Source organism: Pantoea anthophila (assembly GCF_026104315.1).
In the GTDB taxonomy this organism is placed as follows: Bacteria; Pseudomonadota; Gammaproteobacteria; order Enterobacterales; family Enterobacteriaceae; genus Pantoea; species Pantoea anthophila.
On the sequence record NZ_CP110473.1, the window covers coordinates 3145825 to 3158038 of the forward strand.

The 12214-nt window shown below is 55.8% G+C and carries 11 protein-coding genes; 4 read left to right on the forward strand and 7 right to left on the reverse strand.

Going from position 1 to position 12214, the window contains the following annotated elements; genetic code table 11:
- Window positions 1-3 precede the first annotated feature (3 nt).
- The 6 genes from ispU to rpsB form a co-directional block, all read right to left on the reverse strand.
- Window positions 4-756 (reverse strand): (2E,6E)-farnesyl-diphosphate-specific ditrans,polycis-undecaprenyl-diphosphate synthase, encoded by a 753-nt coding sequence (gene ispU, locus OJ965_RS17305; RefSeq protein WP_009091989.1) that lies wholly within the window; start codon window positions 754-756, stop codon window positions 4-6.
- A gap of 181 nt (window positions 757-937) precedes the next feature.
- On the reverse strand, window positions 938-2134 hold the full coding sequence (gene ispC, locus OJ965_RS17310) for a 1-deoxy-D-xylulose-5-phosphate reductoisomerase (protein WP_265137195.1): 1197 nt from the start codon (window positions 2132-2134) through the stop codon (window positions 938-940).
- A gap of 111 nt (window positions 2135-2245) precedes the next feature.
- Window positions 2246-2803 (reverse strand): ribosome recycling factor, encoded by a 558-nt coding sequence (gene frr / locus OJ965_RS17315; RefSeq protein ID WP_009091992.1) that lies wholly within the window; start codon window positions 2801-2803, stop codon window positions 2246-2248.
- A 143-nt stretch (window positions 2804-2946) separates the two neighbouring features.
- Window positions 2947-3672 (reverse strand): UMP kinase, encoded by a 726-nt coding sequence (gene pyrH / locus OJ965_RS17320; protein ID WP_009091994.1) that lies wholly within the window; start codon window positions 3670-3672, stop codon window positions 2947-2949.
- A 157-nt stretch (window positions 3673-3829) separates the two neighbouring features.
- The gene (gene tsf / locus OJ965_RS17325) at window positions 3830-4681 is read right to left on the reverse strand and encodes a translation elongation factor Ts (RefSeq protein WP_009091996.1); all 852 of its coding nucleotides are present in this window, start codon (window positions 4679-4681) and stop codon (window positions 3830-3832) included.
- A gap of 181 nt (window positions 4682-4862) precedes the next feature.
- Window positions 4863-5588: a 30S ribosomal protein S2 gene (gene rpsB / locus OJ965_RS17330; RefSeq protein WP_009091997.1), complete on the reverse strand. Its 726-nt coding sequence runs from the start codon at window positions 5586-5588 to the stop codon at window positions 4863-4865.
- Between the two features lie 317 nt (window positions 5589-5905).
- Between rpsB and map the strand changes: the two genes are divergently transcribed.
- From map to OJ965_RS17350, 4 genes are all read left to right on the forward strand, one after another.
- The gene (gene map, locus OJ965_RS17335; RefSeq protein WP_009091999.1) at window positions 5906-6700 is read left to right on the forward strand and encodes a type I methionyl aminopeptidase; all 795 of its coding nucleotides are present in this window, start codon (window positions 5906-5908) and stop codon (window positions 6698-6700) included.
- A 66-nt stretch (window positions 6701-6766) separates the two neighbouring features.
- Window positions 6767-9421, forward strand: a complete 2655-nt coding sequence (gene glnD, locus OJ965_RS17340) for a bifunctional uridylyltransferase/uridylyl-removing protein GlnD (RefSeq protein ID WP_150028609.1) — start codon at window positions 6767-6769, stop codon at window positions 9419-9421.
- A gap of 81 nt (window positions 9422-9502) precedes the next feature.
- A complete protein-coding gene (dapD, locus tag OJ965_RS17345) occupies window positions 9503-10327 on the forward strand; it encodes a 2,3,4,5-tetrahydropyridine-2,6-dicarboxylate N-succinyltransferase (RefSeq protein ID WP_009092003.1) in 825 nt (274 codons plus the stop codon).
- Window positions 10328-10551: 224 nt separating this feature from the next.
- The gene (locus OJ965_RS17350) at window positions 10552-10944 is read left to right on the forward strand and encodes a DUF3461 family protein (protein WP_009092005.1); all 393 of its coding nucleotides are present in this window, start codon (window positions 10552-10554) and stop codon (window positions 10942-10944) included.
- Window positions 10945-11004: 60 nt separating this feature from the next.
- On the opposite strand, the gene OJ965_RS17355 is transcribed toward OJ965_RS17350, so the two are convergent.
- Window positions 11005-12162: a CdaR family transcriptional regulator gene (locus tag OJ965_RS17355; protein ID WP_009092007.1), complete on the reverse strand. Its 1158-nt coding sequence runs from the start codon at window positions 12160-12162 to the stop codon at window positions 11005-11007.
- Window positions 12163-12214: the final 52 nt, after the last annotated feature.

The window sequence follows — 12214 nt, forward strand, 5'->3', positions numbered from 1 at the left end:
TGCTCAGGCGCCGCCTGGTGCAGCGCCGCCAAAACGACGCTCCCGCAGAGAGAATGCATTCAGTGCACCTTCAAAAACGTGTTCATCGAAATCCGGCCAGAGCACATCGGTAAAATAGAATTCAGCATAGGCAATCTGCCACAGCAGGAAGTTGCTAATCCGATGCTCTCCCCCGGTCCTTATCACTAAATCCACTGGCGCCAGCTCCTGCATACAGAGCTGCGACGTCAGGCTCTCTTCGGTAATCTGGTCAGGACGCAGTAAGCCTTCCTGAACCTGTTCAGCCAGTTTTTTCACGCCTTCGATAATATCCCAACGGCCGCCATAGTTGGCAGCAATGTTGAGCGTCAGGCCACTATTATTTGCAGTCAGCGTCTCAGAACGGCGAATACGTTCCTGAATACGCGGGCTGAAACGGCTGGTATCGCCAATGACGCGTAACCGGACGTTGTGTTTGTGCAGGCTCTTCACTTCACTGTCGAGTGCCCAGACAAACAGTTCCATTAACGCGGTGACTTCCTGCGCCGGACGGCTCCAGTTTTCACTGCTGAAGGCGTAAAGCGTCAGGGCTTCGAGATTGTTGCTGACAGCAAAGCTGACGGCACGACGTACCGATTTGACGCCCGCTTTGTGGCCTGAAATGCGCAATTTTCCCTGATTTTTGGCCCAGCGACCGTTGCCATCCATGATGATAGCGACGTGGCGCGGACCGTTTCCCTGCTGGTCATCAGTGTTGTTGTGATTGTTAGACGACATAACGCTTAACCAATTCCTTTCATCAGAAATGCTGTGGTTTCTGAATACATTGCGCCCGATTCAAATCCCGACAGATTCTCAGTGTCGGGCCACACCGAATTCGGTGACAGACCGTGAAACGCGAGCCAGCGACTATACCATTTTCACCTGAAGCGAACAAATGGCCTCATATCGATCGGCGTCACGACGTGAAGCGCGACAACATTTCTGTTGCCCGCGCGCGCGCAGAGCGATCGATTTCAAGGACAGCGTCCACCGAATCCGGTTCCGCACACACCTGTGCCGCCAGCACCGCACTGTTCAGCGCAGCGATGTCGGTAAAGCGGATCTGGTGATTCAGGAAAGCCGCAACGGCAACCTCGTTGGCTGCATTGAGCGTGGTGGTGGCCGCCTGCCCTGCTTCGCAGGCATCAATGGCCAGCTTCAGACAGGGGTAGCGATTAAAGTCAGGTTCAGCAAACGTCAGCGCCGACATGCGGGTGAAATCCAGCGGCGTCACGCCTGCATTGATGCGCGAAGGCCAGGCCATGCTGTGAGCAATGGGCGTACGCATATCCGGTGAACCTAACTGAGCCAGCACGCTGCCATCGCAGTATCGCACCATGGAGTGAATCACCGACTGCGGGTGGAGTATCACTTCCATCTGCGCTGCGCTGGCGTTGAACAACCAACGGGCTTCAATGTACTCAAGACCTTTATTCATCATGGTGGCCGAGTCGACAGAGATTTTTCTCCCCATCGACCAGTTCGGATGAGCACAGGCCTGATCGGGCGACATGGCGCTGAGATCGGCTAAATCTGTGTCACGAAAAGGACCACCTGATCCCGTAAGGATAATCGACTCGATGCCATTATCCCGCAGGTCAGCGTAACCTAAATGATGCTGGATGGTAGCCGGTAAACTCTGAAAAATGGCGTTATGCTCGCTGTCGACCGGTAGTAACTGTGCGTGATGATGACGCACGGCCTCCATAAACAAACGGCCGCAGGTGACAAGGGACTCTTTGTTCGCCAGCAGCACGGTTTTTCCGGCACGGATGGCTGCCAGCGTCGGCAGCAGGCCGGAGGCGCCAACAATCGCCGCCATCACCTGATCCACTTCATCCAGCGCGGCCAGCTCACAGGCTGCCTGAACGCCGGAGAGCACTTCAGTATTGACCCTGATTGCTCTCAGTCGCTCACGCAACGCAGCAGCGGAGGCTTCGTCTGCCATGCAGGCGTAGCGCGGGGTAAAGGCTGCACACTGTTCGGCCATCAGCGCCACGTTATGACCGGCCACCAGTGCTGTAATCTGATAGAGCGCCGGATTGGCGCGAACCACCGCCAGCGTGCTGGTGCCGATTGAGCCGGTTGATCCCAGCAGAGTTAATCGCTTCATGAAGCTATCCGTGTGAAGTCAGCGTGCACAGAGGCACAATGTAAAACGCCGCCAGATGTCGCATTCATACGAATACCTCTCTGTACGGCGTTTTTTCCGGCAGCGATGGGATTAGAAATCCATCAGCTCCGTCTCTTTTTCTGACAGTGCAGCATCCACTTTCTTGATGTAAGCATCCGTCATTTTCTGGATTTCATCCTGCGCACGACGTTCGTCGTCTTCGCTGATCTCTTTATCTTTCAGCAGCGCTTTGATTTTATCGTTGGCATCGCGACGGACGTTACGTACCGACACGCGGCCCTGCTCGGCTTCGCCGCGCACGATTTTAATCAGATCTTTACGACGCTCTTCGGTCAGCGCAGGCAGCGGAACACGGATGTCGCTGCCGGCTGAACTTGGGTTCAGACCGAGATCGGACTTCATGATCGCTTTTTCAACTGCCGCACTCAGGGTGCGATCAAACACGTTGATTTTCAGCGTGCGTGAGTCTTCCACAGTGACGGAAGCCAGCTGACGCAGTGGCGTCGGCGTGCCGTAATATTCGACGACGATGCCGTCAAGCAGCGAAGGGGAAGCACGACCCGTGCGCACTTTGCTGATGGTGTTTTTGAATGCTTCAACGCATTTTTCCATGCGCGTGTCAGCATCTTTTTTGATGTCGTTAATCACGTTGAAACCCTTGGATTCGGTTTGACCTGGCCAGTTCCGGCCTGGCCGGAAGCGGGATCGATAATCATCGATAATCCTGACTGGTGCGCGATGCGTCATCATCGCGCTGACAGAATATACCTTATTTTATCTCGCCTCGGGTATTAATGCGTAATCAGGGTGCCTTCTTTTTCACCCATCACTACGCGACGCAGCGCGCCTGGCTTATTCATGTTGAAAACACGGATAGGCAGTTTGTGGTCACGCGCCAGGGTAAAGGCCGCAAGATCCATCACTTTCAGCTCCTGATCCAGCACTTCAGTATAGGTCAGTTGCTCATACAGGGTCGCATCCGGGTTTTTCACCGGATCGGCGGAATAGACGCCATCCACTTTGGTCGCTTTCAGGACCACATCCGCTTCGATCTCAATGCCGCGCAGGCAGGCCGCAGAATCGGTAGTGAAGAACGGATTGCCGGTACCAGCGGAGAAGATCACCACGCGGTTGTTACGCAGCAGGCTGATCGCTTCTGCCCAGCTGTAGTTATCGCAGACGCCATTCAGTGGAATCGCTGACATCAGGCGGGCATTCACATAGGCGCGGTGCAGCGCATCACGCATCGCCAGGCCGTTCATTACGGTAGCCAGCATACCCATGTGGTCACCCACAACGCGGTTCATCCCGGCCTGCGCCAGGCCCGCTCCGCGGAACAGGTTACCCCCGCCGATCACAACGCCAACCTGGATGCCCAGCTCAACCAGCTCTTTTACCTCTTGTGCCATACGGTCCAGCACACTCGCGTCGATACCAAAACCTTCAGCGCCTTGCAGGGCTTCGCCGCTGAGTTTAAGCAGGATACGTTGATAAACAGGTTTTGCGTTGGTCGCCATGGTCAGTTCTTCCTGGAAGATAGGGTGTAAAGGAGAAGTAAATTGTGATCGATCATCCGCTTACCGCAATGAAATTGCTATTGGGATGAAACTGAAAATGTGTCTGTTGCGGTTCACAGACAAAAAAGAACCGCCATCTGGCGGTTCTTTCAGAGCATTAAGACTGCTTGGACATGGCTGCAACTTCTGCAGCGAAGTCAGACTCAACTTTCTCGATGCCTTCGCCCACTTCGAAGCGGATGAAGTTGATGACGTCAGCGCCCTGCTCTTTCAGAGCCTGGCCAACGGTTTTGCTTGGGTCGATAACGAAAGCCTGACCAGTCAGAGAAACTTCGCCGGTGAATTTCTTCATGCGGCCTTCAACCATCTTCTCTGCGATCTCTTTTGGCTTGCCAGACTGCATCGCGATGTCCAGCTGAACCTGGTACTCTTTCTCAACCACGTCAGCAGAAACGTCTTCTGGCTTAACGAATTCAGGCTTGCTTGCCGCAACGTGCATAGCGATCTGTTTGATCAGATCTTCGTTAGCGCCTTTCGCTGAAACCAGTACGCCGATACGTGCGCCGTGCAGGTAGCTGCCCAGCTCTGCACCTTCCAGGATTGCGACGCGACGGATGTTGATGTTCTCACCGATTTTAGCAACCAGTGCAACGCGCTCTTCTTCGAACTGCGCTTTCAGAACTTCTACATCGGTTACGCGATCGGCTGCAGCCGCGTCCAGAACTTTGTCTGCGAATGCCTGGAAACCGCCATCTTTTGCGACGAAGTCAGTCTGGCAGTTTACTTCCAGAATCACGCCGTAGTCGCCAACGATCTTGGTTTTGATCACGCCATCAGCCGCAACGTTACCTGCTTTTTTCGCTGCTTTGATTGCGCCAGACTTACGCATGTTCTCAATCGCCAGCTCAATGTCGCCGTTCGCTTCGGTCAGCGCTTTTTTGCAGTCCATCATGCCAGCGCCAGTACGCTCGCGCAGTTCTTTTACCAATGCAGCGGTAATGTCAGCCATTCCAGAATCCTCGGTTCGTGCCTGAGTACATGTGCACCAGCAGACACTTATTTGCGGAAAATTTACTCTGTCCCGCCGTCCGATAGGGGGCGTTACAGACTTAGATAAAATAAAGGGGCCAGTACAGGCCCCTTACAGATCACATCTGAATACTAAGGGCTCTTATGCAGAGCAAACCTTATTAAGCGTTTTCTAAAGACGCTTCTTCAGCTTGCTCAGCCAGATCCTGAGAACGGCCTTCGCGAACGGTGGTCGCAACGGCATTCAGGTACAGGCTTACAGCACGGATTGCGTCGTCGTTACCTGGGATAACGAAATCAACGCCATCTGGATCAGAGTTGGTATCAACGATAGCAAATACCGGGATACCCAGGTTATTTGCTTCTTTGATTGCGATGTGTTCGTGGTCAGCATCAACAACAAACAGCGCGTCTGGCAGACCGCCCATGTCTTTGATACCGCCCAGGCTGTTTTCCAGCTTGGCCAGCTCACGCGCACGCATCAGCGCTTCTTTTTTGGTCAGTTTGTCGAAAGTACCATCCTGAGACTGAGTCTCCAGATCTTTCAGACGCTTGATTGACTGACGCACGGTTTTCCAGTTAGTCAGCATGCCACCTAACCAGCGGTGGTTTACGAAGAACTGGTCGCAGCTCAGTGCAGACTCTTTTACCGCTTCAGCAGCAGCGCGCTTGGTACCTACGATCAGGATCTTACCTTTACGGGAAGCGATCTTGTTCAGTTCAGCCAGAGCTTCGTTGAACATAGGAACGGTTTTTTCCAGGTTGATGATGTGAACCTTGTTACGTGCACCAAAAATGAATGGCTTCATTTTTGGGTTCCAGTAACGGGTCTGGTGACCGAAGTGAACACCAGCCTGGAGCATGTCGCGCATGGAAACAGTTGCCATGATTACCTCTGAAATTTGATTTGGGGTTGGGCCTCCATGTATCCCATACGACCGACCTCTTTCAAGGCACCCCGGCGTATGTGTCGATACATGTGTGTTTTATTACACATAATGAGAGTTATGCGTTTCCTGTTGACCAAAACGGCCATACAGAGAATCGTCGGCGCGCTTTATACCACAAACCGCCGGGGGACGCCAATAAATGATCGCTGACGGAAGCCAGCGCGTTCTCTATTTGGCAGCCCATTTTCTGGCTGCTAACATGACAGCACAGAACTTATTATTGTCGAAAATTTCGACAAATGCGGATTAATTTAATGCCAATTTCAATCAAAACAGCTGAAGAAATCGAAAAAATGCGCGTCGCGGGCCGCCTGGCCGCCGAAGTGCTGGAGATGATCGAACCGCACGTTAAACCGGGTGTGACCACCGGTGAACTGGACCGCATCTGCCATGATCACATTACCCAAAAGCAGCAGGCTGTCTCTGCCTGCCTCGGCTATCACGGCTTTCCAAAGTCGGTCTGCATTTCGGTGAACGAAGTGGTGTGCCACGGTATCCCGAGCGACGATCGTCCGTTAAAGGATGGCGATATCGTCAACATTGACGTCACCGTGATCAAAGATGAGTACCACGGCGATACCTCGAAGATGTTTATTGTCGGCAAACCGACCATTCAGGGCGAGCGCCTCTGCCGCGTGACCCAGGAGAGCCTCTATCTTTCACTGCGTCTGATCAAGCCAGGCATCCGTCTGCGCGAGCTGGGCCGGGCTATCCAGAAGTATGTAGAAGCGAATGACTTCTCCGTGGTGCGCGAATATTGCGGTCACGGCATCGGTAAAGGGTTCCACGAAGAGCCGCAGGTGCTGCATTACGATGCGGATGACAGCGGCGTCGTGCTGCAGGCGGGCATGACCTTTACCGTTGAACCGATGGTCAATGCCGGCGATTACCGCATCCGCACCATGAAAGATGGCTGGACGGTAAAAACCAAAGATCGCAGCTTGTCCGCGCAGTATGAGCATACTATTGTGGTGACAGAAAACGGCTGCGAGATTTTAACCCTGCGCAAAGACGACACGCTGCCTGCTGTGCTCGTCGCCGAGGGGTAATTCCCCGGATAGAGATCAAGCCGGCCATGTGCCGGCTTTTTTTTGGCTAAAAAAGAGAAGAGCAGCATGAGCGTGAGCCTGTCGGAAGAGGTAAAAAACGGTCTGGTCGATTCACCGGCCGAATGGGGTGACGATCAGCTGACGCGCGAGCTGCTGAAGCCGCGGCTGGAGCAGTTCCAGCAGCATCTGGCTGCAGCGTTCGACGCCGGTGAAGCCGTGGAACAGCTGATTGATGCCCGCACGCTGTTTATCGATCGGCTGCTGCGCCGCCTGTGGCGCTTCTTTGGCTTCGATGCGATGCCCGCCATCGCGCTGGTGGCCGTGGGCGGCTATGGGCGGGCCGAACTCCACCCGCTCTCCGACATCGATGTACTGATCCTCAGCCGTCAGCCGCTGGATGAGCAGGCGGCGCAGCGCACCAGCGAACTGCTGACCCTGATGTGGGATCTCCGGCTGGAAGTGGGCCACAGCGTGCGCACGCTGGAGGAGTGTCTGCTTGAGGGATTATCTGACCTCACCGTCGCCACCAATCTGATTGAGTCACGCATGCTGACCGGCGACGTGGCGCTGTTCCTGGAGTTGCAGAAGAACGTCTTCAGCGACGGCTTCTGGCCCTCATCCCGCTTTTTTGCCGCCAAAATCGAAGAGCAGCAGGAGCGCCACAAACGTTATCACGGCACCAGCTACAACCTTGAGCCGGATATTAAAAGCAGCCCCGGCGGCCTGCGTGACATTCATACGCTGCAATGGGTCGCCCGACGCCATTTCGGTGCCACCACGCTGGATGAGATGGTCGGCTTTGGCTTTCTCACTGAGGCAGAGCGCAGCGAACTCAACGAATGCCAGGCGTTTCTCTGGCGCATCCGCTTTGCGCTGCACCTCTCCCTGCCCCGCTACGATAACCGCCTGCTGTTTGATCGCCAGCTCAGCGTGGCGCAGCGCCTGAACTATCAGGGCGAAGGCAACGAGCCGGTCGAGCGGATGATGAAGGATTTCTACCGGGGTACGCGACGCATCGGTGAACTGAACCAGATGCTGTTACAGCTGTTTGATGAGGCGATTCTGGCGCTCTCCACCAATGAGAAGCCCAGACCTGTCGATGACGATTTTCAGCTGCGTGGCGACCTGATCGACCTGCGTGATGAAACGCTGTTCACCCGTGAGCCGCAGGCGATCCTGCGCATGTTCTACGTCATGGTGCGCAACGAGAACATCAAAGGCATCTACTCCACCACCCTGCGTCACCTGCGCCATGCCCGCCGCCATCTGAAACAGCCGCTGTGTCAGATCCCGGAGGCGCGCCGCACGTTTATGTCGATTCTGCGCCACCCTGGCGCGGTCAGCCGGGCGCTGGTGCCGATGCATCGCCACAGCGTGCTGTGGGCCTATACGCCGCTGTGGGGCCATATTGTCGGCCAGATGCAGTTTGATCTGTTCCACGCCTACACCGTGGATGAGCACACCATTCGCGTCCTGCAGAAGCTGGAGAGCTTTGCCAGCGAGTCCACCCGTCCGCAGCATCCGCTGTGCGTCGAGCTGTGGCCGCGCCTGCCTCAGCAGGAGCTGCTGCTGATGGCCGCGCTGCTGCATGACATCGCCAAGGGGCGCGGCGGTGACCACTCGATTCTCGGCGCACAGGACGCGCTCGACTTCGCGGAAATGCACGGCCTCAACTCGCGGGAAACACAGCTGGTGGCCTGGCTGGTGCGCCATCATCTATTGATGTCTGTCACCGCTCAGCGGCGCGATATTCAGGACCCGACGGTCATCCAGCAGTTCGCGGAGGTGATGCAGAACGAAAACCGGCTGCGCTATCTGGTCTGCCTGACGGTGGCCGATATCTGCGCCACCAACGAGAGTCTCTGGAACAGCTGGAAGCAGAGCCTGCTGCGCGAACTCTTTTTCGCCACGGAGAAGCAGCTGCGTCGTGGCATGGAGAACAGTCCGGATCTGCGCGAGCGGGTGCGCCATCATCGTCTGCAGGCGCTGGCGCTGCTGCGGATGGACAATATAGATGAGGAGCGCCTGCATCAGATCTGGAACCGCTGCCGCGCTGACTACTTCCTGCGCCATACGCCAAATCAGATCGCCTGGCATGCCCGCCATCTGCTGGTGCATGACCTGAAGAAGCCGCTGGTGCTGGTCAGCCCGCAGGCCACGCGCGGCGGAACGGAGATTTTTATCTGGAGTCCCGATCGCCCCCACCTGTTTGCCGCTGTCGCCGGTGAACTGGACCGCCGCAATCTCAGCGTCCACGACGCCCAGATCTTCACCAGCCGCGACGGTATGGCCATGGATACCTTTATTGTGCTGGAACCCGATGGCAGTCCGCTCTCCCCGGATCGCCATCCGATGATTATTCAGGCGCTGGAGCAGGCGATAACCCAGTCGCAGTGGGTGCCGCCGCGCACCCGCCGACCGTCAGCCAAACTCCGGCACTTCAGTGTGGACACCGAGGTCAATTTCCTGCCGACCCACACCGACCGGCGCAGCTATCTGGAACTGGTGGCGCTGGACCAGCCGGGTCTGCTGGCCCGGGTTGGTGAAGTCTTTGCCGATCTCGGCGTTTCACTGCACGGCGCACGCATCAGCACCATCGGCGAACGGGTCGAAGATCTCTTTATTCTGGCCAACAGTGAGCGGCAGGCGCTGGACGAAGAAATGCGCAAAGCATTGCAACAACGGTTGACAGAGGCCCTTAATCCAAACGATAAAGTGTGACCAGACACGATTTATCATCCTCTATTTTTATTTGTGCCGGGAGAGTGCCCGGCATTGCACATGACCGATCAGGAAAAAAATATGCAACAGTTACAGAGCGTTATCGAATCCGCCTTTGAACGTCGCGCGGACATTACTCCCGTCAGCGTTGACAGCGAAACCCGTGATGCCATCAACCAGGTGATCGCCCTGCTGGACAGCGGCGAACTGCGCGTTTCTGAAAAGATCGACGGCGAGTGGGTAACGCATCAGTGGCTGAAAAAAGCAGTGCTGCTCTCTTTCCGCATCAACGACAATCAGGTCATGGAAGGGGCAGAAACCCGTTTTTACGACAAAGTCCCGATGAAGTTTGCTGGCTGGGATGAGGCGCGTTTTAAAGCCGCCGGTTTCCGCGTGGTGCCGCCTGCGGCAGTGCGTCAGGGTGCGTTCATTGCCCGTAACACGGTGCTGATGCCCTCTTATGTCAATATCGGCGCTTTCGTGGATGAAGGCACCATGGTGGATACCTGGGCGACCGTCGGCTCCTGTGCGCAGATCGGCAAAAACGTTCACCTCTCAGGTGGCGTGGGAATCGGTGGCGTGCTGGAACCGCTGCAGGCAAACCCGACCATTATCGAAGACAACTGCTTCATTGGCGCACGCTCTGAAATCGTTGAAGGCGTGATTGTTGAAGAAGGCTCCGTGATCTCAATGGGCGTCTATATCGGTCAGAGCACCAAAATTTATGACCGCGAAACCGGCGAAGTGCATTACGGCCGCGTTCCTGCCGGTTCGGTCGTCGTTTCCGGTAACCTGCCGTCTAAAGATGGCAGCTACAGCCTCTACTGTGCGGTGATCGTGAAGAAAGTTGACGCGAAAACCCTGAGCAAAACCGGTATCAACGAACTGCTGCGCACCATCGACTGATGTCAGTGACGGGCTGGAAACCAGCCCGTCATCTTTTCTTTACAGCCATTCCAAATCAACCTGATTCGCGCCGCGAAGGAACGGGTGCGTTTAGATTTCATCCAGGTCATAATCCGCGCCAGTTAAATCCTGTCGCGCAATGTTCATCCCGCTGATTTATGTCTACAGTTGTCTGACGTCATGAACAAGACTGCGCGCTTCTCACTTTTGATGGAAAAAACGCCATGTATGACAATCTGAAAAGCTTAGGAATCAGTAATCCGGACGACATCGATCGCTACAGCCTGCGTCAGGAAGCGAATAACGACATTCTGAAAATCTACTTCCGCAAAGATAAAGGTGAATTTTTCGCGAAAAGCGTCAAATTCAAATATCCGCGTCAGCGCAAAACCGTCGTGGCCGATCACGCGACCCAGGGCTATAAAGAAGTTCAGGAGATCAGCCCGAATCTGCGTTATGTCATCGACGAACTGGACCAGATTTGCCAGCGTGACCAGGTTGAAGTGGATCTGAAACGCAAAATTCTGGATGACCTGCGTCATCTGGAAAGCGTGGTTTCTCACAAAATCAGTGAGATTGAATCGGACCTGGAAAAATTAACCCGTAACGGTCGTTAATTCCCTGCCCGATCGGAAAGGCCAGCACTGCTGGCCTTTTTTATGCCCGCTGTTTGCGTGTTATCCCTGCTCATCCAGCTGCAGCGCCACATAGAGCAGCAGCCTGTCATCAAACTGCCCCAGGTTAAGCCCGGTCAGTTCAGAAATCCGGTTCAGCCGGTACTCCAGCGTGTTGCGATGGATAAACAGCGCGCGCGCAGTGGCGCCCGGCTGCACGTTGTGGGTAAACCAGGCCATCAGCGTACGACGCAGCAGGCCGTTGTTATCCATGCTTTTAAGCTTTGCCAGTGGCCGCGCCAGCTCATTCGCCTGCCAGCCGCCTCGCAGGCTGTCGAGCAGCACCGGCAGCACCAGATCCTGATAGAAGTAGCTGCGTAATCCCGGCATCCGCTGCTTGCCGACCATCATGGTGGTGCGGGCAGTGCGATAGGAGCGCGCAATGCTGCCAGGCCCGGTAAAAACATTGCCGAGTGCAATACGCATCCGCAGATGCCCACGCTCTTTCATCCGCTGCAGCAACTGCTCGATGCGGCGGCGATGATCCTCCTGATCGTGGCGTCCATGCGCATTCAGGGCGGGTTTCAGCACCACCATTTCGGTCAGCGAAACAATGGCGATCAGATTATCGCGCTCCGGCGTGGTTAGCAGTGTCTGCAGCTGCTGCAACTCTGACATGGCGCTGTCCACGCCGAGCTGGCCGCTGTCCACCTCGATGACAGCGGCAACGCGAGGCTGATTGAGGTCGATGCCGAGCCGCTGCGCCCACTCGGTCAGCTGCGGCGACAGCGTGTCACTGCGGATCAGATTCAGCACCAGCTCTTCACGCAGACGGCTATCCTGGGCCAGCATGTGCAGCAGCCGCGCCTGCTCCAGCATCATCTCTGCCGCCATACAGACCAGCTCGCCATAATGACGCAGCGACAGCGGTTCGCCGGTCAGGCCAATTACACCCGCAATATCGCCATCCAGGCGCAGCGGCAGGTTGATGCCTGGCCGCACGCCGTGCAAATGTTTAGCCACGGCGTCATCAATGTCCACCACGCGTCCCTGAGAGAGCACCAGCAGTGCGCCTTCGTGCAACTCTCCAACGCGTTCAGGATCGCCGCTGCCAATGATGCGGCCCCGCGCGTCCATCACGTTGACATTGCTGTCGATAATTCTCATGGTGCGCGCCACGATATCCTGCGCCAGCCGGGCATCAAGGTGATAGGCAGCCATCCATTACTCCTGAAAAAATAGGGGAGCAACAGAATACGCAGGCGTCGCACGC

Coding starts and splice junctions, on each gene's coding strand:
- ispU (WP_009091989.1), bottom strand. CDS start 756: ATGTCGTCTAACAATCACAACAACACTGATGACCAGCAGGGAAACGGT.
- ispC (WP_265137195.1), bottom strand. CDS start 2,134: ATGAAGCGATTAACTCTGCTGGGATCAACCGGCTCAATCGGCACCAGC.
- pyrH (WP_009091994.1), bottom strand. CDS start 3,672: ATGGCGACCAACGCAAAACCTGTTTATCAACGTATCCTGCTTAAACTC.
- tsf (WP_009091996.1), bottom strand. CDS start 4,681: ATGGCTGACATTACCGCTGCATTGGTAAAAGAACTGCGCGAGCGTACT.
- rpsB (WP_009091997.1), bottom strand. CDS start 5,588: ATGGCAACTGTTTCCATGCGCGACATGCTCCAGGCTGGTGTTCACTTC.
- map (WP_009091999.1), top strand. CDS start 5,906: ATGCCAATTTCAATCAAAACAGCTGAAGAAATCGAAAAAATGCGCGTC.
- glnD (WP_150028609.1), top strand. CDS start 6,767: ATGAGCGTGAGCCTGTCGGAAGAGGTAAAAAACGGTCTGGTCGATTCA.
- dapD (WP_009092003.1), top strand. CDS start 9,503: ATGCAACAGTTACAGAGCGTTATCGAATCCGCCTTTGAACGTCGCGCG.
- OJ965_RS17350 (WP_009092005.1), top strand. CDS start 10,552: ATGTATGACAATCTGAAAAGCTTAGGAATCAGTAATCCGGACGACATC.
- OJ965_RS17355 (WP_009092007.1), bottom strand. CDS start 12,162: ATGGCTGCCTATCACCTTGATGCCCGGCTGGCGCAGGATATCGTGGCG.